The organism is Pseudomonas sp. TH31 (assembly GCF_016650815.1).
In the GTDB taxonomy this organism is placed as follows: domain Bacteria; phylum Pseudomonadota; class Gammaproteobacteria; order Pseudomonadales; family Pseudomonadaceae; genus Aquipseudomonas.
On the sequence record NZ_JAEKEZ010000017.1, the window covers coordinates 1 to 23,610 of the forward strand.

Here is a 23,610-nt window from a genome sequence, read left to right on the forward strand (position 1 = left end):
ACGGCCGGCCGAATCGCTTTACCTGCTCGATGCGGCGCAGTTTTGACCCGGCGAACCGGAGATGATCTCCAAACAACAGATTCAGGAAACCCCGTGGTGACAACAAAAATTATCCCGCCCGCAGAGGGCGCGTACACCTACCCGCTGTTGATCAAAAACCTGCTGCTTTCGGGCGCGCGCTACGCACCCGAGCAGGAAATCGTCTATGCCGACAAGCTGCGCTACAGCTACCGAACGCTGAACGAGCGCATCAAGCAATTGGCCAATGCGCTGACCCGCGCAGGCGTCAAAGCCGGGGATACGGTGGCGCTGCTGGATTGGGACAGCCATCGCTATCTGGAGTGCTTCTTTGCCGTGCCGATGATTGGCGCGGTGCTGCACACGGTCAATATCCGTCTCTCCCGGGAGCAGGTTCTCTACACCATGAACCACGCCGAGGATGACCTGGTGTTGGTACACGATGATTTCCTGCCCTTGATCGAGCCGATTCATGATCAGCTGACGACCGTCAAAGGCTACATCCAACTCAGTGATGTCGACGCGGTACCGAGCCGGTTGCCTGTGGTGGGTGAATATGAAAGCCTGTTGGCGCAAGCTGACTGTCACTTCGACTTCCCGGACTTCAATGAGAACTCGGTGGCGACCATTTTCTACACCACTGGCACCACCGGGAATCCCAAGGGCGTTTACTTCACGCACCGTCAGTTGGTGCTGCATACGTTGAATGCCGTGGGCACCCTGGGCGTGTACCAGGGCATGCCGTTGTTACGCTCGGACGATGTGTATATGCCCATCACGCCGATGTTTCATGTGCATGCCTGGGGCGTGCCTTATGTCGCGACATTGATGGGCATCAAGCAGGTCTACCCGGGGCGGTATGAACCCAATAGCCTGGTCAGGTTGTACCGTGAAGAGAAGGTCAGCTTTTCCCATTGCGTGCCCACGATTCTGCAGATGATCCTGGGGTGCGACGAAGCGGCCCGGACTGACTTCAACGGCTGGAAGATGCTCTTGGGTGGCAGTTCATTGACGCAGGGTATTGCTGCCCAGGCGACGGCACGGGGTATCCGCGTCCATAGCGGGTATGGGATGTCCGAAACCTGTCCGTTGCTTTGTGCGACGTACCTGAGTGAGGCCGAGCTTGAACTGCCGGCGCAGGAGCAGGTGGCCGCGCGGATCAAGACCGGGATCGCGGTGCCGATGGTGGATCTGAAAATCATTGATGCCAACGGCAACGACGCGCCTCACGATGGTGAGGCGGTGGGTGAGGTCGTGGTCCGTGCGCCCTGGCTTACCCAGGGTTACCTGAAAGAGCCGGAGCAGGGGGCGCAACTATGGGAACACGGTTGGATGCATACCGGTGACATTGCTTCTATCGACGCCCGGGGTGTGGTGGAGATCAAGGATCGGATCAAGGACGTCATCAAGACGGGAGGGGAGTGGATCAGCTCGCTGGAACTGGAAAGCCTGATCAGCGAGCACCCGGCGGTCAGTTCCGTTGCAGTCGTGGGCATTCCTGATCCGCAGTGGGGGGAGCGGCCCATGGCGCTGGTGGTTTGCGAGCCTGGAAAGAGCGTCGATAAACAGATGCTGGAAGCCCACCTGCAACAGTTTGTGGAGCTTGGCCGTATTAACAAATGGGCGATCCCCAAACAGTTCAAATTCGTCGCCGAGATCCCCAAAACCAGTGTCGGCAAGATCAACAAGAAGCTGATCCGGGAAAACGAACTGTCCCGGTAAGCGTTCCGAATCGAGTGTTTGTTCCAGTCAAAAGGCCCCGCTGTCCGAGCGGGGCCTTTTTCGTTTGTTGCGGGTGGTAGTGGGATCGATCAGACGAATGGTGACGTCGTCCTGATGATTGCGCTCGCCTCCGGAACCCGCGAAGCGAAGCAGGCCTAGGGCAAGGCGGCATGGTCGGGGGAGGGCTATGCCGACTCGGATGGATTCAGGATTGTCATCAATAGCAAAGTGGCTGTCGTCAAATGAAAAGCGCACCCGGTGGGGGCTCTTTAATGTCAGCCCTGTAAAGACTTCTGGCGAATGAGCCAGTCGAGTCATCGAGCTGCGGCTTGAAACCGGCACGCCCGACTGCTCCGCCTGATTCACGAGTTGCTTAGTTCACTAAGCAGGAGAATAACAAAATGAAATTCGTGAAAAGTCTGCTGGCTGCTTCGCTCATCATGGCCCTGGCCATTGATGCCCAGGCGTCCGTGTCGAGCCAGGAAGCCGCCAAGCTGGGCACCAGCCTGACCCTGGTGGGGGCTGAAAAGGCCGGTAATGCCGATGGTTCCATTCCGGTTTATAACGGTGGTCTGACCACCGCCCCGGCCAGCTTCAAGATGGGCGATAGCATGCGCCCGGATCCCTATGCCGACGAAAAACCGCTGCTGGTGATCAATGGCAAGAACGTCGACCAGTACAAGGGCATGCTCACTGCCACCACGACGGAGTTGGCCAAGCGTTTTCCCAGCTACCGCATCGACGTGTATCCGACCCACCGCACGGCAGCACTGCCGCAGGCGGTGCTGAACAACAGCCGCAAGAATGCCACCGCCGCCAAATCCCTCAAGGGCGGGTTGGCCATCGACAATGCACTGCCCGGGGTGCCGTTCCCGATCCCGCAATCGGGCGCCGAGGCGATGTGGAACTTCCTGCTGCGCTATCAGGGCGTCAACATCAATTCCAAGTACGACTCCTGGAGCGTCGACTCGGCAGGTGTGCCGAGTCTGGCTGTCACCGGCGAGGCGTTCATCTCCTTCCCGATTTACGAAAACCTGTCGAAGCCCATCAACAACTCCGACATCTACTATCAGATGAAGCTGTCCTACACCGGCCCTGCGCGCCGGGCCGGCGAGTCGATCATGCTTAAAGACGCCGCCAACCCGGTGCAGCAGCCAGGCCGCGCCTGGCAGTACCTGCCGGGCCAGCGCCGCGTCAAACAGATATCGATCCTGGCCTACGACACGCCTAACCCCGGTACCGCCCATGCACTGGAACTTTACGACTGGACGCTGGTGGGCAAGCAAGAAATGATCGTGCCCTACAACACCTACAAGCTGACCTACGTCCGGGATCCCAACTCGCTGACCACCCCCAACCACCTCGCACCCGACTTCGTGCGCTGGGAAAAACACCGCGTCTGGGTCGTGGAGGGCAACCTCAAGGCCGGCGCAAAGCACATCTACCAGAGGCGCCGCTTCTATCTGGATGAAGACAGCTGGGCCGCTCTGGCCTCCGACCAGTACGACGCGAGCGGTCAGCTTTACCGTGGCTCCTTCGCTTTCCTCAGCCAGAGCTATGACCAGCAAGTCCCGGATGCCACCCCGTTCATGACTTACGATCTGGCGCGCGGCTCTTACAACATCAATGGGGTGGTCGGTCCTCACGGCGGTATCAAGTACATCGCACCGCTATCAACGGCGCAGTGGTCGCCGGAGTCCATGGCAGGTGCCGGCATTCGCTAAGCACAGGGCGGTACAACTGCGCCCCTGGAGAGGCTGGGAACGCGATTTTCGTTCAGTCATCAAATGACAACTCACTGACGTTCAATGAAAAGCAGCTGCCTTGCGCTTGACAATACTGACGGCTCGTCAAGGTCGAACAATCAAGCGAAAACCCACTACATTAAACCGGATACCTCTGCGCCCTAACGGGGTGTTTTAGGGGCGACAGATGCATCTCAGTAAAACAATCAGATAGAGATCGCAGAATGAAATTTAGTTTTATAGATAACTGCAAGCCGAGCCGCCGGCGTGTTCTACGCGATTCCTTTGTCTTGGCTTTCGCGGCCTCTCCACTGGTAAACCTCGCCAATGCAGCCGACGAAACACCCGAAGAGGTCACCTTTGCTGCTGGCCCGCGGCCGCTGGTGCAATACCCGCAAAAACGACTGTTGACCCTGGTGAGCACTCGCCCGCCGCACCTTGAGACGCCATTCCCCATCTTCAACGAAGGGCCCATCACGCCGAATGACGCCTTTTTCGTGCGTTACCATCTGGCCAATATCCCTACCAGCATCGATCCGGACAGTTACCGTCTGACGATCAAGGGCTCGGTCAACACGCCGCTGTCACTTACCCTTGCAGAACTCAAGGCTCTGACCGAACCGCTGGAAGTGGTGGCCGTCAATCAGTGTTCGGGTAACAGCCGTGGCTTCTCGATGCCGCGGGTGTTCGGCGCTCAGTTGGGTAATGGTTCAATGGGTAATGCCCGCTGGGTGGGGGTACCGCTCAAGGCGGTATTGGAAAAGGCGGGGTGAAAGCCGACGCCAGGCAAGTGACATTCCGAGGGCTCGATAAGCCAGTGCTGCCGAGCACGCCGGAGTTTATCAAGGCCCTGGATATCAGCCATGCCATGGACGGCGAGCCCATGATTGCCTGGTCCATGAACGGTACCGACCTGCCATTCCTCAACGGTTACCCGATACGTCTGGTGGTGCCTGGCTATTTCGGCACGTACTGGGTCAAGCACCTGAGTGAGATCGAAGTCGTTGACCACACCTATGACGGCTTTTTTATGGCTAAAGGCTACCGTGTTCCGGATAACGATTGTTTTTGCATCGCCCCCGGCACCACGGCGGCGAAAACTCAGCCGATTTCCAAGTTGCCGGTACGCAGCTTCATCACCAGCATCAAGCACGGTGATGTCTTGCCGCTGAAAAAAAACGTGGTGCTCAAGGGCATAGCGTTCGACGGTGGCGCTGGGATCAACAAGGTGGAAATTTCGATCGACGGCGGCACGAGCTGGCGCGAAGCCCGGCTTGGGCAGGATCTGGGCCACTTCTCTTTCCGTGAGTGGACACTGGCGATCACCTTCACCAGCAAGGGCGCTACCCAGTTGATGGTGCGAGCCAGTAACAGTGCAGGCGAGACGCAACCGCTACGAGCCGACTGGAACCCCGGAGGCTACCGCCGCCACGTCGTAGAAACCAGCCACGTGACTGTCGCCTGAGGGGGCTCGCATGAAACGTTTGACCACCTTGCTGTGCGCGGCTCAAGTTTGTTTGGCGACCATGGCTGGCGCAGCGCCACTGTTGATTACGTTGCCGCCTGAAACGGCCGTGTTCAAGCCCAGTGGGCTACCCGGCTACCCATTGGCCCAGCAGAAATGTTCCACCTGTCATTCTGCCGATTACATCAACTTCCAGCCTCCTGGCATGACCCTCGCGCAGTGGACTGCAGAGGCGAGCAAGATGCAACACGTGTATGGCGCTCCGATCAGCGATCAGGATGTGAGCATTATCGGTGCCTATCTGGCGGTGACCTACGGCAGTGCCCAGGCAAGCGATGCCGAGGTGCTGGCTGCCTCGAGTCCGTCACCGGGCCAGCTCTCGGCGGCGCCTGTAGCAAAAGTCGACGCCATGGCTTTGCTCCAGAACCACGCCTGTCTGTCCTGCCACGCGATTGATCACAAGGTTGTAGGCCCGGCTTATCACGATGTCGCTACCAAGTATGGGAGTGATCCGCAGGCACTGGCCAAGATAGCGTCCAGCATTCAGCGCGGCGGTGCCGGAAAATGGGGGAAACCCTTATGCCGCCTTACGCGCAGTTAAGCCCGGAGGATCTGCAAACCCTGGCGACTTTCATACTGCACCAGTAAGCCCAGTCCTGGCTCGGCCAGAGTGCGAAGTTGTTCAGGGTTCAGGAGGTCTAGATTGGGGGACGAAGTCATGCCGCCGATTTTGTCAGAGGGGGCATTGGGCGGCGACAGACTAATGGGCCAATTGCGCTGGCAAGCTGGTCATGGCAGGACCTAAAACAGGGTGATATCCGACTGATTCGCGCTTATCTGAATGCGGGAACGCTGATCAATGGCGTGGTCGAGAAAAGACGCTGCGGGGCGCCGCAAGGCGGCCCGCTGTCGCCGATATTGGCGAACGTTCTGCTGGACGAAGTGGATATGAACTCACTCAGCGGATCATCCCATGGCACACCAGTCCACGCGTCACTCTGGCAGCAGCAATATCCACCTGTACTACGTACGAGGATACCTTCCAGGGATTACCCGTGATGGCGCTCTGCGCGCCCTTCATTTTTGAACCCCTCGAACGACGTTATGAAACCACTCAGTCGGCGCTGAGCGATCACACCTCGGGTGTTCACGGTACGCTTCGATCTACGCTTTGCGGATGACGACTACTTCATCGAATCAGGCAACGCTGTCATTCCCGGGTTTGTTGATTCGTTGACCTTCAGAATTCAATCCGCACGAGAGCATTCCGGGCGCTTGAATAGCTCTGCACATCAGACAAGGGGGCGATGGTGTCGGGTCAGGGAGGTCGGTCAGTATGGTCGGTCGCACTACCATTTTGTCTTGTTGCTAAATCGGGATGCACACCACTTCGTGGGGCGCTTTCAATCAGAGCGCGAAAATCCATACAGCCGTATTCAGGTTGCATGGGCCAGTGCGCGGAGGATTCCTTTCGAGGATGCCGATGGCTTGGTGCATATCCCTACACCACAGTCCACCTCTCTCAGGAAGATCCAGCGGAGATGGATTTAGCTACCTCTGCAAGGCAGCTACCAAGGACTACGCTAGTCGATGCCGGGCATTCGGTTGCAGTAGAGGTTGAACCAATACAGCAAGGCTTCACGCTCAGGGATGTGATGCTTACAGCACTGTGTTACCTAGTACCGGTGAATTGTTGTGAATAAGCAGCAATAGCCAAAAGTCGTAAATAGCGACCAAGGCGAAAGAGAGGAGGGTCTTGGGACTCCGCCCGGCAGCCAAGGCCGGGCGGGGTGTTTGGAGTTAGCGGATAAACGCTTGTAAATCGCTGCTTACTGTTTTAATTGCCACTTTGAAGTCATTGGTGGTAACTGGTTGGCTGGCATTTTTTAGGGTTTCACCGAAGACTTTGCGCACCACTTTGGCCACCGTTTGGCCGTTGCTCGCATCGATCAGTTCGGCTTCGATATAAAGCTCGGTGTTTTGGTCGCGGTGGCCGGTGGCAGCAGTCACGCTGCCGACGAGGGCAGCGACTGGGACGATTTCATACCAGTGCATGCCTTCGTTCGACGCCGTAACGCCTGTGATGGCGGCGCGCATGATCAGCGTGCGCGAACCGGCAGGCGCAGATTGGGCGTTCGATACGATCGAGTATTTCTGGCCGAGGACGTTTTTAGTGCTACTGGTCATGTGCGCCTGCAGCTCTTCGAGGGTCTTGAGGTTGACCCTATCGTCAGGCCGAGGTGCCGGGTAGAGTTCCAATTGCTTGAAAGCGACCGTGTCGTAGGCGTTCGAGTTCCACGAAGGGGCGACCCAACGCATCGCTTTCTGGCCGCTGGTGGTGGTGACTTCTTGCAGGTTGTGGTTGTCGGGCAAGAAGTCGGAGTACTGTTCTTCCTTGGTGATTTTCGAGGTGCAACCACCTAGCAGCAAGCTACCCAGTGCGACAGCTAATAAGAGTTTATAGACTGTGGCAGTTAATAAGAGTTTATGGACCATGTTCATGTGTTACTCACTTTTGAGTTTGGTTTAGTTGTTACTGGGCATTCTTGGCTGACCTGTTCGAGGTTTCCTCAGGGGGCGATAGGGAAGCCTTTCAAGTTGTACTCATGCAGCATCCGGATGGGCGAATAGCCATGGTGTGCCGCTGCTGTGCTGCTGTCCGCCCCATCAATCGGTGCACGATGTATCGTTACTCTGTACCTGGGTTTGCGGCTCGCCATGGGCGATCAGCCAGTTCAGCATGTCGGTCACCGACACCCGGTGGCTGCGTTCCACCCATTGCACGCCGTCGTGGCTGTAATGCTCGATATAGCGGCTGAGGATCACTTCACGCTGGTCGTTCGACAGCTGCAGGCTGGTTTCGCGAAAGTGCAGGACGGCGTTGGCGTGTTTCGCTACCCGTTGCTCCAGTATCAGTGACTGATTGTTAGACGGCATGGGTTGTGGCCTCTTCACAGTGATGCTGTTGTGGTTTGGCGTCACCTTTCCTGCCTTCCAGCACAAAGTCGGCGCGCTTTCTGACGGTGAGGTAGCGCAGGGTGCTGTAGTAATCCGGCAATGGTTTGAGGACGTCGGTGAGCGGCAGTAGCGTGGCGAGCGGCTGGAGCAACCGGATACGCTCAGGGTCAATAGAAGGGTCGCTTGACGGACGAGAGCGGGGACTCGCTTGGGCGAAGGCATGGCAAACAGTCTTGACGGAAAAGGAATCTAATGCTGGCATTCGGGCCTTGCTTGAAGATGTCTGCTTTTTTACCGTGCCGACACTTTGTTACCGAGTTGAAATATATGACGGATCGCATCGAATAGTTTTAGATGTGAGTTCTTACAGAACTTAAGTGATGCGCGCCGGTGAGCAGTATTTTGATCGTAGACGACGACCTTGAGGTCCTTGCTCTGCTGAAGAAGTTTTTGTGCAGCACGGCTATTCGGTGGAGGTGGCCACCGATGGTGCCTCACTGTGGTCGGCCATGGAGCGTCAGGCACCTGATCTGATCATTCTCGACCTGATGCTGCCGGGGGAGAACGGGCTGACGCTGTGCCAGCGCCTGCGTCAGCAATACCCCACGCCTGTGATCATGCTGACCGCCATGAGTGAGCTGAGTGATCGGGTGGTGGGGCTGGAGATGGGGGCCGACGATTACCTCGGCAAACCCTTCGACGCCCGCGAGCTGTTGGCTCGGGTGCGCGCAGTCTTGCGCCGGGCCGGGGAGAGCCGATCATTGACCGGGCAGGTGCTGCGCCCGCTGATCAAGTTCGCTGACTGGCAGTTGGACCTTACCCGACGAGAGCTACGCTCGCCGGATCAGGTGATGATTCCGTTGTCGGCCGGGGAGTTTGACTTGCTGTTGGTATTTGTCGAGCACCCGCAGCGCATTCTTACCCGGGAACTGTTGCTGGACCTGGCGCGAGGTCGTAACCATGAAGCATTCGATCGCAGCATTGACGTTCAGGTCAGCCGCTTGCGGCGCAAGTTGGAGTTCGACAGCAAGCGTGTGGAGATGATTCGCACTGTGCGCAACGTCGGTTACCTGTTCACCTCCAGTGTGACTCGTCAGTGAAGGGGGGCAAGGCGGGCTGGCGTCTGCGCTCGCGCGATACAATAGCCCGCTGGATCGCTCTGACCACCATTGTCGCCATGCTTACTTCGCTGGGCTTCAACGCACTGTTCACCCAGTTGGCCGGCGTCTGGGCGTATCCGCCGCTGACCGAGACCGGGTTGCTGGAGAAGGTTGCCTTGCTGAGCAAGCTGATTGAGGCGTCACAAGTCGCACAGCGCGAACGCCTGTCCGCCGCAGTCAGTGACAGCACCTTGAACATTAGCTGGCACGCCAGCCGTGAAGAGCTGAATTTGCCGACGGTCCCCGACGCGGCTCGTCGCACGGCCATACCTCAAGTGCAGCGTCTGTTCAAAACCCCTAGGCGCCGGCTCGAAGCCTATCAACCCAGCGACTGGCCACAGCAAAACGGCCACTACGCCTTGCTGGTGCAACTGATCGATGATTCCTGGCTGATGTTCAGCATCTCCTCGCGCAGTTGGGGACTGGGGCAGTGGCAGCGCAACCTGATTTTGATCGTGCTGGTGCTGCTGTCCACCGGCCTCGTCGCACTGATTGCCACCCGCCGCTTGGCCAAGCCCCTGCAACAATTCGCCCAAGGCGCCCGACGTTTTGGTGTCGACTTCCGCGCCCCGCCCATCGACCCGGTCGGCCCCCAGGAAATCCGTCAGGCGATCCTCGCGTTCAACGCCATGCAGGCCCAATTGCAACACTTCATCAAAGACCGCACCCAGATGCTCGCCGCCATCTCCCACGACCTACGCACGCCCCTGACCCGCATGCGCCTGCGCGGCGAATTCATCGAAGACCCCGAGCAACAGCAACGGCTGTTTCGCGACGTCGACGAGATGCAGGCCATGATTAACGCCAGCCTGGAATTCTTTCGCGACGATGCCCGACTGGAACAGGCCACGCAGTTCGACCTGGCAGAACTACTGCAGACCATCATCGACGACTACCGCGACCAGTCCATCAACATCACCTTCAGCGGTCCCCCCACCTGGTCTACTTTGGTCGCCCGCTCGGCCTCAAGCGCGTCATCAGCAACCTGCTGGACAACGCCATAAAATACGCCTGCGACCCGGCCGTTGAACTACGCGGGGACGATGAACTGGTGACCGTTCTCGTACTTGACCGCGGGCCGGGGATCCCCGTCGAAAGCCATGAGCAGGTGTTTGCACCGTTCTTCCGACTGGAACAGTCGCGCAATAAAAGCACCGGTGGTGTGGGGTTGGGGTTGTCGGCGGCAAGAGCGATCGTGTTGGAGCAAGGGGGGCGTTGACCTTGAGCAGTCGCAAGCTTGGAGGATTGGAGGTGAGGGTGGAGTTGCCGGTGTTGAAGGGGGAGCGGGTTGCTCAACGCGCGGAGCAGGAGTCTCGCGAGGAGGCCGCTCGCCAGTTGGCGGATGCCGCTGCGAAGCATTTATTGAGGTAATCGATGATGTTGGACGCGTAGTTATGGATTTGCCTGCGCAGGAGGGTGTTAATGAAGAGGGCGGCGCGCTTTTAAGTCAGCAGTACGCTGCAATCGCTTCGGCACCGCCTACCGCGAGCACTGCTACTCAGTTGCATGATTCTAAGGCCCCACCCCGGCGGCGGCATTGGTTCCGCACACCATGAATGAAACCATGTCATCCATGGTGTGAGCGGGGTGACTAGTAGTTTGGCTACATCAGGTTATTCAAAACAGACTTTTGAAAAGAAGAACCAGGCTGTCCCAAAACCGCACTAAGAAATTCGCTTCTTTAATTTCCTCGAGCGCTGTAACCGGGATCTCTCGCAATAGTTGACCATCCAGGCTCACCTTCATGAGTCCCACTTGTTGACCCATGGCGATTGGGGCGGATAGTGGTTGAGGGATATCAAACTGCGTTTCGATATTTGCTTCTGATCCTGCAGGTACTGCAACAGCAGACGGAGCAATGCCAAGTTTGATGAAGCCCTTTTCACCCTTCCATATTTTCATGGTTTCATATGTGCTGCCCTCGATATCGAGCCTGACGGCACTGTAGGCGCGGAAGCCCCAGTTCAATAGTTTCTGGGTCTCATCAGCTCTCTTCCTGTCACTCGCTGCGCCAAGTACCACGGCAACGATTCGCCGCTTGCCATAATGACCAAAGCTCTTGGTGGCCGATGCCACGAGGCAATATCCAGCGGCGTCCGTGTGGCCGGTCTTCAAGCCCTCTACGGAGGAATCACGGAACAGCAGCCGGTTCCGATTGGTGCCGTTGGAAGATGGAGTGCCGGGGTAGTAATAATGCTTGATAGAGAAGTAGTGAGAATACTCAGGAAAATCCTGAAGGACTCTGACGCCCATTATGGCCAGGTCGTGTGCCGTGGTCAGGTGTCCAGGCGTCGGCAACCCTTCTGGATTTTTGAACGTCGTGCTGCTCATCCCCAGTAAGCGCGCCTGGGCGTTCATCGTGGATACAAATCCATCTGTAGTGCCACCTAACGTTTCTGCTAGAAGATTGGTAGCGTCGTTGCCGGACTGCACAAGCATGCCCTTGATGAGGTCGTCCACCGGCACCTGCATTCGGGTGTCGATGTACATACTCGAGCCTGGCTTCCTCCAAACCGTATCGCTAACTGCTATCCGCTGGTCCAGGGCAATCCTGTTCTCTTTGAGAGCCTGGAACACCAGATAGGCGGTCATCAACTTTGTGGTTGAGGCGGGTTCGACGCGGACATTCGGATCGCGGGCGGCGAGAATTTGTCCGGAGTCGACGTCTACCAGAATATAACTTCTTGCTTCGATAGAGGGGGGAGGAGGTGCGCGGAGGGCGGCGGAAGCCCAGGGAGATGCAACGAAAGTAATGTAACAGAAAAGCGTAAGTATCGACTTCACAATAACCCTTAATTCATAAACTGCGTTTGCGGTTTTGATCGGTGTCTGATTTTCGGCAATGCATGTTCACCTCCGATGGCATCGGGCCCAAGACCGTCGAAAAATTATTTTGTGAGACCAAGGCTGAACTCAATCCATCTGCAACTCGGTGACTCAATACTTATCTAAGGCAAATAAACCGCCTTCAATTGACGGCAGAGGCAGCTAGTCACGTCCGTTTTTGGCCAAGGTGGTGTAATAATTTTTTTGGCCCGATTTGAAGGTTCGAATAGGAGCGAAAGCCGCGTCTCTACGCACATTTCAGGTCTACTGAGTAACGAAGGACCGGCAGATTTTACGTAGCAACGCAGACTTTAAAGCGAACTGGTTCTCCTCGGTTAGATAACCAGTAGCCTATGTCGATAACTTCAGTCGGAAAGTTGTTCCGTTCTCCATCGCATTAAATCGACTTTGCAGGAACTTAATATATCTCCAGCGCCCGAGCCTCCCATCGCGGAGTCAGCTTCCCACTGACACTGCGCATCCTTGAACTTCTCAAAAACCTTCTGAGAGGCGAGCAGCGAGGCAAGGGCTTTGGCCGTCGCACTCGAATCGATTTCCTTTGTCTGGGCTTCCAGTTTTTTGTAGGCGATATTCATTTGTGACGTGACTTCGCGAGTCTTATTCTCAAGGCAAGGCTGCAACGCAGTCCGGGGCTGATCGCCAATGGTGTTGTAGCAGTCGTTCAATGCTCCAGCATGAGCATCGCTGGTCACTGCAATTTTTGCTGCGGTGGTAGTCGGCGTAGCTGCCATATTGACCGCACCATTTGTGATTGGATTCACATCAGGTTTCGCGGGTATTTGAGCAAATGCCGTACCGATGCCAAATGAAGTCGCTACAACGACTCCAAAAATGGTTTTTCTCATGTTATCTATCCTTTTGAAAGCATTTATCGAGGAGGGGGACGCAACACTGAATGCTCGGCCGATTGTGTACTACGTGCGCAGGGTCAGGCAGATTGAAGTGTGTCGTTCCCAGGGTCTCAGACCTTTATGACAATACCTCGGGGATGCTATTCAGCGCCGGTAAAAAACGAGTGCCAGCCACATTCGACTGACGCCTGCAATTATTGAGTGGAGAAGAGAGAAACTGTTGTACTCGTTCAATCTTGAAGATTACATCTCAACCGACCACCTTCCTTGACCCGTTGCTTGCCTAGAATGCCGGCTCAGCCCTGTATGGCTGGCAGAATTTGACTTTGATCACTCGGTACATTTCTGATACGAAGGACGTCTTCGAGTACTTCCTTGAAAATCGGTGCTGCAATCGCTCCCCCGAAGTAACCTTTGGCGGTGGGCTCATCCACTAGAACGGCCATGATGAACTCAGGGGCATTGGCGGGGGCGATGCCCACGAACATGGCCCTGTATGTATTGCTGTGATATCCACCACCGGAGGCCTTGCGTGAGGTCCCGCTTTTGCCCGCTATTGCATAACCTTTAATGGCTGCGCGCTTTCCGCCTGCTCCAGGTCCATCTACTGCGTGCACCAGCATGTCCAGAATACTGTTGGCAACGTCCGAGCTCATGACTTTGCGCGACGGATGAGTCTTGCCTTTAATTATCGATAATGGAATCAGGTTTCCATCATTTGCAAACACGGTATAGGCCTGAACCAATTGAGCCAGATTGACAGATAAACTGTACCCGTATGAAAGGCTCGCGGTGGCGATATCTGGCCATACTCTCCTGGTTGGAACAGACCCGACACTTTCGCCAGGAAAGTAGATCGAGGTGTTATTTCCGAATCCAAGCTCCAGGAGCAATCGCGAAATGACTGCGCCACCTGTCGGTATTGCGACCTTGCTCATGCCAACATTTGAAGAGCGACGAATGATTCCTGCTAGATCTAATTGGTTATCCCTTCCCACATCACGAATGGTATAACCATTAATCTTAACGAAACCTGGCGCTATCTGAATAATGGCGTTTTTGTCAACGATGCCTGCCGTTAAAACGGCGGCCATGCTGAAGGGTTTAATGACTGAGCCAGGCTCATACACATCGGTAAATACACGATTTCGAATGACGCTCGCGCTGAAGCTTTTACGTGCGTTGGGGTTGAATGAAGGTACCGTTGATAAGGCTAGTATCTCCCCTGTTTTGGCTTCTATAAGAATGGCACTTGCCGATTGGGCTGCATTGTCTTTAAGTGCTTTCCATAGTGCTTTTTCGACGTAGTACTGAAGGGTTGAGTCAATTGTTAAATATAGATCTTCTCCTGGGGTGATAGGTTTACGTACCAGTATTTCGCTGGTGACACGCTTGCGCAAATTCAAGGTAAGTTCTTCAAGCCCAGGCGTTCCGGAAAGTTGATGATCATACATTAACTCGATGCCTTCAATGCCTGTCTGGTCAATGTTGGTGAAGCCTAATGTCTGAGCCAACATCGAAGATTGCGGATAGAATCGCTTGTACTCCTGGCGTTCATACACACCGGGAATAGATAATTTTATGACTTCGTTTGCGACCGCTGGATCAACCCTTCTGGCTAAATAAGCGAACGATTTGCCTTGGGCGTTCAATGCCAAATGGCTAATCAATGAAGCATCAATATCAAGATGCTCGCTCAGTATGACTACCTGCTGTTGAGTTGGGACGAACTGTTTAGGGTTCACCCACAAGGTGCTCACGGGTGTGGATACCGCCAAGGGCTCATTGAATCGGTCAAATATAGTGCCGCGGACGGGAACTGTTTCAATCAGCCGCGTTGAACGTTTACGCCCTTCGTTATTCAAGAACTCATGAGAAAAAATCGTAAGATAAGTAATTCTCGCTACAAGCACCATGACGAGGGAACAAAAAATGGCTAGCACTATCATAAATCTTGGGTTTCGTGTTAAGAGACTCATACAGCTTTTTTGACCCTGTACGTGCGTCGGCATATAAGCCTAACGGACTTAGTGCTATTTTGCTTTGTAATATTTTGAAATGATATCTCTATTAGGATTGATCTAGTGGTAGTTGGTCTGGTGTTGGATTTTTTATTAAGGTTTAGGCCGTTCCTGATACCGATCTCAAAGATATTATTGGCTGTCTGGATTAGGAATAGCGCTTCATGGTGGGTAACAAAAAGACTTATTGCAAGAGCATATTTTAGCTCGCGGTGTTGCTTTTTAAGCAACAGAGCCGCTACTGAGTAGGATTGATCATAAAATAAAAAAATCCGTGCAATCGCCCTGTTTTTTACATGGCTCATATCAGTGTGTAACCGGCCACCGGCATCCGTTCTGTCAGAGCCTGCTTCACGACCTTTTAGACACGCCCACGGCACGACGGGGAAAGACAGGGCAGCGGGTCATAAGTCGCTATCGAGCATGGACTTAGTGCGCGAGAAGGGTGGATGCGACGTAGATCAAAACTATCCAGAAGCGATTCCACCTTTCAATAGTGGGTGGAATCGCTTTTGCCAGGCATGTAAGGTTACGTTGTCAGGGGCGGTGTTTCAGCCATCGTACATTGAGTACATTGAAGTGCGCTCAGCGGTGTATGGGGCTGGCTGAATAACTCAAGCCGGGTTGTCCACATTCAGTTGTACTCGTCCCGGCCTGGACAGGTTATGCCGCGGTACTTATGAGATTTTCGTCGCGATACTGAAACTTTCAGTCAGGTATTTTGATGCGTAAGCCGCCGTTCGGAAGCCATCAATGCCTATGTTATTGCTCTTGGAAAAAGCGGCGATTGGGTAAGCGGTCAGGCTTGCTTATCGAACGGTTTGCCCATGGGGCTGGTACGAAGGCCTATGGCAAGGTTTTTCCAGGGTAAATCCGCAGGGTCGGCAATCATCGGTCCAGGTGCTTTCGCGACGAGCACGGCGTGCGCCATCGCTTGAAAGTCGGCGCGGAAATGGACAGAACTTTTGTTGACCAGGATTTTCATTTTTTCCGGTTCAATGCCCACCATCCGGTACAGATTTCTATCAAGCATCTGGGTTTTTCCGGAGCTCACACCTACCAGGACGCCCTCAATTTTCAGGCACGCCGCAGGCCCTACATCCACCCGCATGCCGTTCATCATCGGGCCGTCGAGCTGGCAACACCCGTCGGATAGGGATACGACCTCGAAGCGGCCGGCCAATGGTGCGTCGCCTGGAGTCATCGATTGCCCTCCCAGCGCCATCTCTACGCAAGCGCCTACACCTGCACGATGGGCCTTGGCCACAGCCGCCGGATCAAATATCAACCCTATCGCTGCTTGCGTCGCACCATGCTTCAACAGCGCCCGTAGCATGCCCATGGTGTTGGAGTCTCCCCCTGCGCCAGGATTGTCCTGGGTGTCGGCAATCACCACGGGGCAATCGGCAGACGCCGATAAACGCATCGCTTCGATCACCGCATCATCAGGCGAAAGAAACTGAACTTTCCAATGCGTCTCTTCATCGACCATTTTTTGATATAGCTGCTGAACTGCGTCCTCAACCGCTTTCTCGTCAGTCCCATATCCCCACACCACGGGACCACACTCCGGGAAGTCAGCTGCAGGAAAACCTGGCGCAAACGATAAGGAGAGGACCTCACTACTTTCCAGCGATTCCAGCTGCTCATACACACCAATGGCAGGTTCAAGCAGGGTGCACATCGAATTGATCGGAATCAGGAAGGGTAGCCGTTTCGAAACGCGCTTCAATTCACACCTGTTTTCGAGCAGCCAGGAGAGGAGAGCGGCCGCTTTGGCACCGGTGGCAGCCATATCGACATGGGGGTAGGTTCGGAAGGCGACCAATGCATTGCTGTTGGCAAACATGAGCTCAGTAACGTTCGCATGCAGGTCAAGGGAAGCGACGATTGGGACGTCGTGGCCGACTATGTCTCTCAGCCGTTTCAAGAGCGTGCCCTCACCGTCGTCGACATGTTCTGCAACCATGGCACCGTGCAGATCCAGATAGACCGCATCGACCTGCTCGCGACGTGCCGCTATCAGGATTTCTTCACTGATGCGCTCGAATGCATCCTCGGTGACATGGGCTGACGGACTTGCGCCTGCCCAAATAATTGGTACGAGTTCGTAAGCGAGTTTTTCTGCTGCGAGGATAAAACCGCCAATGGGCAGGTTAATGTCCCGCATAGCAAGAACATCCACCCCTCGTGCCATTTGTGGGAACCCTTCACCGCGCTCGAAGTTACTGTAGTGAGCTTTGGAGGGAGCGAACGTGTTGGTTTCGTGCTGGAAACCAGCGATCAAGACTCGAACTTTCATAAGACCTGCTCCTTTCTTGTCGTTTTAATTCAGTGCGCCGGGATGGGGTTTGGCTGGCGGAAAGGCAGGCGGTTGGCGGCCAGTAATATCGAGCCAAGCAACAGCAGCGCAGCCATGACGAGTAGTCCTGCTTGTGTGCTGCCGGTCAGGGTTTTGGCATATCCCATGATCGTTGGGCTGAAGAAGCCACCCGTCAATCCAATGGTGTTGATCAGTGCAATGCCACCTGCTGCCGAGTCGCCCTTGAGGTGCTGGGATGGGAGGGTCCAGAAGATCGTGTAGGCAACCCAGACCGTTGCCGTTGCGATAGTCAGGCAAATCATGGAAATGACCAGATGTCCGCTGAAGATCGTAGATGCGGCCAAAAACAGCGCGGCGAGCAATGCGGGAACAGCGGTATGCCAGCGACGTTCATTGAGTCGGTCAGACCGACGACTGAAGACCTGCATGGCGATGGCGGCGAGAATGTAGGGTATGGCTGAATAAAGGCCTATCTGCAGTATGTCGGTGACGCCGGCTTCGCGAATGATCGTGGGGAGCCAGAACCCCAGGGTGTAGATGCCGCAAATAAGACAGAAATAAGCCGCCGCCATTAGGTAAACCCGTGGGTCTTTCGCGACTTGCCTGAACGAATGGTGTTGAGCACCCGCACGGGCAAGATTTTCAGTGACCAGCTGTTTTTCTTCGAGCGTCAGCCATTTTGCATCTGACGGACGATCAGGAAGGAACCACAGCGCCATGATCCCCAGCAGCACGCAAGGCACGCCTTCGATCAGGAACATCCATTGCCAACCGGCCATGGACGCTGTGGTGTGAAATGAGCTCATGACCCAGGCGGAAAGAGGTCCGCCGAAAATGCCGGCAAGGGGTGCTGCGAGCATGACAGTAGCCATGACACGCGCCATGCGATCCTGTCCGTACCAATACGTGAGATAAAAGATCATGCCCGGCGCAAAGCCGGCCTCAAACACGCCCAGCAAGAAGCGCAAGATATAAAACGACGTTTCACTTTTGACGAGAAACATGCAAGCGGAGGTTAAACCCCAAAGAATCAGAATGCGGCTAAACGTCTTCCTGGCCCCGATTTTAGGGAGCAGTAAGTTGCTGGGTATTTCAAACAACGCATAACCGATGAAAAAGATACCTGCGCCCAATCCATAGACTGCGTCTGAGAAGCCTAAATCACTTTGCATCTGCAATTTGGCGAAGCCGATGTTGATGCGATCAAGGTAGGCAAAGATATAGCAGATCAATAGAAAGGGCAGGATGCGCCAGCTTATTTTTTTATAGAGCGCCGCTTTTAACTCGATCTTATTTTTATTCATATTCAATCGGATTAATTCCGACCTCCGAGAACGTATTGGCTGCCTGGATTAGGATGGCCGCTTCATCGTGGATAACAAAAGCATTTGTTGCAATAGCAACTTTTAATCAATAGTGTTGCTTTTTGAGCAACAGAATCACTACGGAGGACACTCGACCATGAGGGAGATCAATCAGCGCAGATTGCGTTATTTTTTTGCGGTGTTGTCACACGGCTCAATCAGAGGTGCAGCAGAAAGTCTTAACACCGCGCCGTCTGTTATCACGCGACAAATTAAGCTGCTCGAAGACGAGGTCGGAGTGCAGTTGTTCAATCGACAATCCCGTGGCGTAGAGCCCACTGAGTCGGCGAAATACTTGCTGGAGTTTTGGAGAGGTTGCCAATCCCAGCAAGAACAACTGGAGGACCGGCTGCGAGCGCTGCAGGGGCTGCAAAGAGGGGAGGTGAGAATCGTCTGCAGCGAGGGGTTCATCGACCGTGTGATGGACGATGTCCTGGCCGATTTTTGTGGCGATTACCCCGGACTGAACGTGATCATGGACGTTTTACCCAATAACGATGTGCTGACAGAGGTTGCCGAAAGCAGGGCTCATATCGGGCTCGCTTATAACCCCTCGGCACACGCTGACATTGAGTATAGAGCCTCTTCACACCAACCCGTAAAGCTGCTGGTCAGCGCCCAGCATCCTCTGGCGCAATTCAAACATCCGGTCAGTGTCAGGGACATGCTTAGCCATCCACTGGCTGTAATGCCACCCGAATTTGGATTGGGTCATATTTTCGAGCAGTTGGTGCATTCTGAGAATATTGAAGTAAAACCCACCTTGGTAACGAACTCATTGGCCGCACTTCGACGGTTTGTCCTTCGCGGAAAGGGGGCCACCTTGACCGCTATCTTTTCGGCGCTTAACGAAGTCGAATCCGGTGAGTTGGTGGCATTGGAGATTGATCACCCACTGTGCCAGAACGTCAACGCCCGGCTCTTGGTAAAACAAGGGCGTCCATTGTCGATTGCAGCGGATGAAGTTTTACGGCGAATCAAAACCCAAATGCAGATATTTGCAGACGAATAAAGTCACTTGCTGCCTGGCAGTCCCGTTGCAGGACGCTTCCTCAATTGACTCGTTTCTGGTCACATCACTATTCGCTTCTCGGTCACGTCGCTGGAGCAGCTACGATCAAACAGCCTCACACCTTGAACTGACTCAAGTGTGGCAATCGACTGGCTAATGGCAGATTGAGCACGCCGCAGGTGACGTCCCGTTGCCGAGAAACTGCCTGTATCAGCAGTGCTCGACTTTTCGCCGCGCGCGGACAGTTTCTGGAAAATCGCCCCCATCGTCACACCTTCTCCCAAGCGCTGGAAATCAATCCTCCTTGACTCCCGGCAAGCCTTGGGGCGCACGCCATTCTTTCACAATCTGCGTCACGCCCTCAGGGGAGTTATCTGCTCCCGGCTCTGGGTAGTAGATCAAGTCTGACCCTGCCGGGTGTTCGCTTACCTTCTCGAAGTGCAACAAGAGCACATCAGCACGGGCATCGTTTTCGGCTTCTTTGTCTTCCTTGGCGAGTTCTTCCAGCCGCTTGATAAACTCGGCTTCGGTGTACTCGGATAAGCTGTTTTTCAGTAGGGTGTCCGTCATGTTTGGCCTATTCGTCCCGGTGAAGATCGATGTGGTTTCCCGGTGTGTTATCAGTGCGTCCGCCACGTCCGTTGGTATCGGAACGCCGCCCCCGAACTAACCGACTTCAATTCTGGCTGGGCGTAACCGACGACTTGATTCTCAGGGCTACGACTTACGAAGGTTTTGATGCGATTGAAATGCTCATTCACTCTCCTCGATCCTTGAGATTGCCAATCAAGTTTTCCCGTTTCCGAGCGCTGACAGATAGGCCTTCTGCTCTGCAATCCACGCAACGGGGTAGGGCTCTGAGTCCTCTGGACACTCGGATCGATACGTTCCGAAATCAAGAAGGCCGTAGTAAATCCGCATCGCTTCAACATGGGACGTAGCCCAGAAAACCCATACGCATTCACTACCAGGCTCGTTCAAGTTTCTGGCGGCATCGCCAGTTGGGCCCACGGAAATACAGGACGGAAGCAGGTGGCCGTCTTCGTCAGGGGAGAGCCAAATTTCGTGGTAATAGCGGTTGTGCATGGGGAGCGCTATTTCGCTGAGGATGAGGGCTTATGACTGTAAAAATAAATCTGTCCCGTCTCTGGTCCCGAGGTGGGGTGGTCCCGGTTTGGTGTGCAGATCGGGTAATTGTAAGTACGTGGCGCTTGGCGAGTCGATTCTAATTTCGTAGATGATCCCACGGGCTGATTTGGGGCGAATTCTGCCCTCCATGAGAGACCGCAATCGGCCGAGGCTGTGTAAAAACGTTTTCAAGCACTAGCTCCGGACGAGAACAGCTGAAAAATCGCGCTCCTACGCAAAATTCAGATCTGCTGACTAAACGAGCTTTGGCAGATTTCACGTAGCGACGCACACTTCAAAACGGTGTTTGCGTTTTTACACAGCCTGGGCCATTAGCTGCCCTTGGAGGCGGTCCGTTGTAGGCCAAAGGCGGGCTCGTACATCACGTCCGCAAGCCTCTCGGGAAGGCCTGAGTCCCGCATCGGGACTCAGGCGCGGACGCTAGAAAGCCAACCGAAGCCCTACTGTCAGATTGCGCCCAGGAAGTAGTACATCATCTTTGATGAATGAGCTGTGATTGCGGCCACGCTCATCAAGCAGGTTGTTGCCCTTGATGAAAAGCTGGTAATCCGTCGCCGTTATGGAACCACGATAGGTCAACCCAGCCCCAAGCATGTTGTAGCCAGCAGTCTCGGTTTCATAGGAGGCGATCTTCTCCTGGCGCTGCAGGCGATAGAACTCCAACTCGCCACTTACGGCTTGAGTGAACGCCTGATTCAACCGCACCCCCAGACGATCAGCCGGAATACGCGGCAAATCTCCGCCACCTTTCAGCTTTCCTCTCACGTGATCACCAAACAGCGTGACGTCCGTCGTGTCGGAAAGCGCGTAAGTTACGGATCCCTCGGCACCCGTCAGAACGGCGTCCTGCTGGCGGTACTCGATTTCACGATAGCCACCACCGACATCGTGTCCGGTATCCGCCGCGTAGATGAAGTCGCTTACCTGATTGCGGAAAAGACCGAAGGTAAATGTCGTGCGGCCTGCGAACTTGCGCAGGGTCAACTCGGCGTTGTGTGAGGTTTCCTCGTCAAGATCGACATCACCCAGCTCGACCGTGCGCGTAGCTGCGTGCGGGCCATTGGCATACAGTTCTTCGGCGGCTGGCAGCCGTTGCGAGCGAGAGAGCGAGAAGCCTAGGGAGTATTCCGGTGCGAACGTCCATACAGCGCCGGCGGATACCGATGTGCCGCTATGGCTCGTGTTCTTTGCACCTTCGGCATCGATATCCTGCCACTCATGGCGCAGTCCGAGTTCGTAACGCCAATCACCGACGTTGTATTCCTCAAGCAGGAACAAAGCATGGTTGCGTGTCAGCGTTGGAGGTACATAAGCCTCTTCCCCCAGTGCCTCGAAATCACGCCGTAGGGTTTGCGCTCCCACGACACCGCGCCAGCCAAAAACTGGTTCATGGGTCAGTTCGAGGCGCGCATCGGTCGCTTCGTTGTTGAAGGTGGTAGCAGCTTCACCTCCTTCGATTTCGTCGTGGGTGTAATCACTGTGGCCCACGCGCAGTTTCGCCAGTTCGAAGCCGGGAAGCGGGTCTTTCAGCTCACCGCGCAGGTCCCAGCGTTTCTGCTTCATCTTGATGTACGGCACAGCCTCATGGGCGTGGGCGTGGTCATGATCCTCGTCATGTTCCTCTTCATGACCGCTGCAATGCCAATCTCGCACGCCATGGGTATGGCAGTCGGCGTGCTCATGTGCGAGCAGTCCGTAACTCAGATTCTGCTCGCCATAGGCCGCCCCCAGGAAACCGCGCTCCCCAATGAAGCTTGCACCTAGGGTGTAGCTGTCAGTGTCATTGAAAGAGCCTGCCTGCTTGCCCGGCGAGCCAGAGATTTCATATTCATCATCCTGGCGCTTGGTGCCCTCTGCGCGGATTGCAAAATTACCGCTGCCGGCGGTAATGCCGAAAACGCCAGCTCCCTGATTGGCAACGCTGTTGGCACGCAGTTCGAGCTCGCCCTCATAGCCCTTTTCCGGCACATAAGTCGGGACTTTCTTGTCGATGACGTTGACCACACCACCGATGGCGCCACCGCCATACAGTAGGGTCGCCGGGCCCTTGAGCACTTCGATTCGTTCGGCTAGCAGCGGCTCACTGGTCACCGCATGGTCGGGACTGATTGTCGATGCATCGAGCACGTCGACACCGTCGCTGAGTATTTTCACTCTGGCGCCATCCAATCCGCGAATTACCGGACGACTAGCGCCGGCACCAAAGCTGCTGGAGTGGACGCCCGGCAAACCGTTAAGCGTTTCGCCCAGAGTCGACTCACGACGCATGACCAGCTCTTCCCCTTGCAGGACTTCAGCAGGGCTGGCCATCTCATTGACCTTGCTGTTGAGCGCGCTAGCGCTGACGACCGAAGAGCGTAGCTCGATGGGCTCTTCTCTTTCGGCTGCGAATGACGATGAGTTGGGCGCCAGGGCAAGTGAGATTGCCCAGGCAAGTGGGTGACGGCGGCTCATGTTGACCTCGTGCGGACTGGTTTTAGTAGGTAGGTGAATCAAAAAAAACGGGTGTGTGGATACCTTTCGCACCGGGAGGCAGGTACGCAGATTTGCTTCTGCGCATCTGAAAAATGCCTATGAATCGCTGGTGCTCATTGAGCGCAGCGACTGTTCCTCGGGGCAGAGTTGCCTATGCCGATACGTCTGAAGACGGACGTGTGCCGGCGATAGGCATGACGCAGCGAATCAACGTTTCGAGCTTGGCGTCGCAACACCAGCAAAGCGCTTCTGAAAGCCGGCGATTCGACCTTCAGTTTTGGTTTGCCGCTGTTGGCCGGTGTAGACCGGATGGGAGGCGCTGGAAACGTCTAGAGCTATGTAGGGGTAGGTGTTGGCGTCTTCATGAACGTGGGTTCTGGTGGTCTCAGCGGTAGAGCCAATTAGGAAAAACACGTTTGCCGAAGTGTCGTGGAAGAGAACGAGACGATAGTCAGGGTGGATTTCGGATTTCATACACAGCCTAATAATGTTATATCGTA

The 23,610-nt window shown here is 55.1% G+C and carries 16 protein-coding genes and 5 pseudogenes; 9 read left to right on the forward strand and 12 right to left on the reverse strand.

Features of this window, described 5'->3' with window-relative positions; genetic code table 11:
- Window positions 1-93 precede the first annotated feature (93 nt).
- From JFV26_RS14270 to JFV26_RS34875, 6 genes and pseudogenes are all read left to right on the forward strand, one after another.
- Window positions 94-1,740 carry a long-chain-fatty-acid--CoA ligase gene (locus JFV26_RS14270; RefSeq protein WP_201193312.1) on the forward strand — a complete coding sequence of 549 codons (1,647 nt, stop codon included), beginning with the start codon at window positions 94-96 and terminating at the stop codon, window positions 1,738-1,740.
- 401 nt (window positions 1,741-2,141) lie between these two features.
- Window positions 2,142-3,464, forward strand: coding sequence for a DUF1329 domain-containing protein (locus JFV26_RS14275; RefSeq protein WP_201193314.1), 1,323 nt, complete (start codon window positions 2,142-2,144; stop codon window positions 3,462-3,464).
- 245 nt (window positions 3,465-3,709) lie between these two features.
- Window positions 3,710-4,950: pseudogene (sorA, locus tag JFV26_RS34450) on the forward strand (SorA family sulfite dehydrogenase catalytic subunit).
- A 10-nt stretch (window positions 4,951-4,960) separates the two neighbouring features.
- A pseudogene (sorB, locus tag JFV26_RS14285) lies at window positions 4,961-5,598 on the forward strand (SorB family sulfite dehydrogenase c-type cytochrome subunit).
- A gap of 162 nt (window positions 5,599-5,760) precedes the next feature.
- Window positions 5,761-5,898 (forward strand): annotated as a pseudogene (locus JFV26_RS34455) (group II intron reverse transcriptase/maturase); the annotation flags it as partial.
- Between the two features lie 195 nt (window positions 5,899-6,093).
- Entirely contained in the window at window positions 6,094-6,501 is a 408-nt protein-coding gene (locus JFV26_RS34875; RefSeq protein ID WP_201193316.1) for a YagK/YfjJ domain-containing protein, read from the forward strand.
- A gap of 249 nt (window positions 6,502-6,750) precedes the next feature.
- On the opposite strand, the gene JFV26_RS14295 is transcribed toward JFV26_RS34875, so the two are convergent.
- The 3 genes from JFV26_RS14295 to JFV26_RS14305 form a co-directional block, all read right to left on the reverse strand.
- Window positions 6,751-7,452 (reverse strand): DUF3313 domain-containing protein, encoded by a 702-nt coding sequence (locus JFV26_RS14295; RefSeq protein WP_201193318.1) that lies wholly within the window; start codon window positions 7,450-7,452, stop codon window positions 6,751-6,753.
- Window positions 7,453-7,617: 165 nt separating this feature from the next.
- Window positions 7,618-7,887: a hypothetical protein gene (locus JFV26_RS14300; protein WP_201193320.1), complete on the reverse strand. Its 270-nt coding sequence runs from the start codon at window positions 7,885-7,887 to the stop codon at window positions 7,618-7,620.
- Window positions 7,877-8,170 (reverse strand): hypothetical protein, encoded by a 294-nt coding sequence (locus tag JFV26_RS14305; RefSeq protein ID WP_201193322.1) that lies wholly within the window; start codon window positions 8,168-8,170, stop codon window positions 7,877-7,879. Before JFV26_RS14305 ends, JFV26_RS14300 begins: the two co-directional genes overlap by 11 nt.
- Before the next feature lie 128 nt (window positions 8,171-8,298).
- Between JFV26_RS14305 and JFV26_RS14310 the strand changes: the two are divergent.
- Together JFV26_RS14310 and JFV26_RS14315 are read left to right on the forward strand one after the other, a co-directional pair.
- Window positions 8,299-9,008 (forward strand): annotated as a pseudogene (locus JFV26_RS14310) (response regulator).
- Window positions 9,005-10,340: pseudogene (locus JFV26_RS14315) on the forward strand (sensor histidine kinase); the annotation flags it as partial. The pseudogenes JFV26_RS14310 and JFV26_RS14315, both read left to right, overlap by 4 nt.
- Before the next feature lie 345 nt (window positions 10,341-10,685).
- Here JFV26_RS14315 and JFV26_RS34460 read toward each other — a convergent pair.
- The 5 genes from JFV26_RS34460 to JFV26_RS14340 form a co-directional block, all read right to left on the reverse strand.
- The gene (locus JFV26_RS34460) at window positions 10,686-11,852 is read right to left on the reverse strand and encodes a serine hydrolase (RefSeq protein ID WP_201193325.1); all 1,167 of its coding nucleotides are present in this window, start codon (window positions 11,850-11,852) and stop codon (window positions 10,686-10,688) included.
- A gap of 407 nt (window positions 11,853-12,259) precedes the next feature.
- Complete coding sequence (umoC, locus tag JFV26_RS14325) at window positions 12,260-12,760, reverse strand: lysozyme inhibitor LprI family protein (protein WP_201193328.1); 501 nt, start codon at window positions 12,758-12,760, stop codon at window positions 12,260-12,262.
- Between the two features lie 302 nt (window positions 12,761-13,062).
- Entirely contained in the window at window positions 13,063-14,715 is a 1,653-nt protein-coding gene (locus JFV26_RS14330) for a peptidoglycan D,D-transpeptidase FtsI family protein (protein WP_242487828.1), read from the reverse strand.
- 871 nt (window positions 14,716-15,586) lie between these two features.
- Window positions 15,587-17,089 (reverse strand): M81 family metallopeptidase, encoded by a 1,503-nt coding sequence (locus JFV26_RS14335; RefSeq protein WP_201193334.1) that lies wholly within the window; start codon window positions 17,087-17,089, stop codon window positions 15,587-15,589.
- A gap of 29 nt (window positions 17,090-17,118) precedes the next feature.
- Window positions 17,119-18,414 (reverse strand): MFS transporter, encoded by a 1,296-nt coding sequence (locus JFV26_RS14340; protein WP_201193380.1) that lies wholly within the window; start codon window positions 18,412-18,414, stop codon window positions 17,119-17,121.
- A 157-nt stretch (window positions 18,415-18,571) separates the two neighbouring features.
- Here JFV26_RS14340 and JFV26_RS14345 point away from each other — a divergent pair, with 157 nt between their 5' ends.
- Window positions 18,572-19,486: a LysR family transcriptional regulator gene (locus JFV26_RS14345; protein ID WP_201193336.1), complete on the forward strand. Its 915-nt coding sequence runs from the start codon at window positions 18,572-18,574 to the stop codon at window positions 19,484-19,486.
- A gap of 59 nt (window positions 19,487-19,545) precedes the next feature.
- Here the strand turns inward: JFV26_RS14345 and JFV26_RS14350 are convergent, their stop codons facing one another.
- The 4 genes from JFV26_RS14350 to JFV26_RS14365 form a co-directional block, all read right to left on the reverse strand.
- Entirely contained in the window at window positions 19,546-19,752 is a 207-nt protein-coding gene (locus tag JFV26_RS14350; protein WP_201193338.1) for a helix-turn-helix domain-containing protein, read from the reverse strand.
- Between the two features lie 28 nt (window positions 19,753-19,780).
- Window positions 19,781-20,056: a bacteriocin immunity protein gene (locus JFV26_RS14355; protein ID WP_201193340.1), complete on the reverse strand. Its 276-nt coding sequence runs from the start codon at window positions 20,054-20,056 to the stop codon at window positions 19,781-19,783.
- A gap of 999 nt (window positions 20,057-21,055) precedes the next feature.
- A complete protein-coding gene (locus JFV26_RS14360; protein WP_201193342.1) occupies window positions 21,056-23,089 on the reverse strand; it encodes a TonB-dependent receptor in 2,034 nt (677 codons plus the stop codon).
- A 228-nt stretch (window positions 23,090-23,317) separates the two neighbouring features.
- Entirely contained in the window at window positions 23,318-23,584 is a 267-nt protein-coding gene (locus JFV26_RS14365) for a type B 50S ribosomal protein L31 (protein ID WP_201193344.1), read from the reverse strand.
- Window positions 23,585-23,610 lie beyond the last annotated feature (26 nt).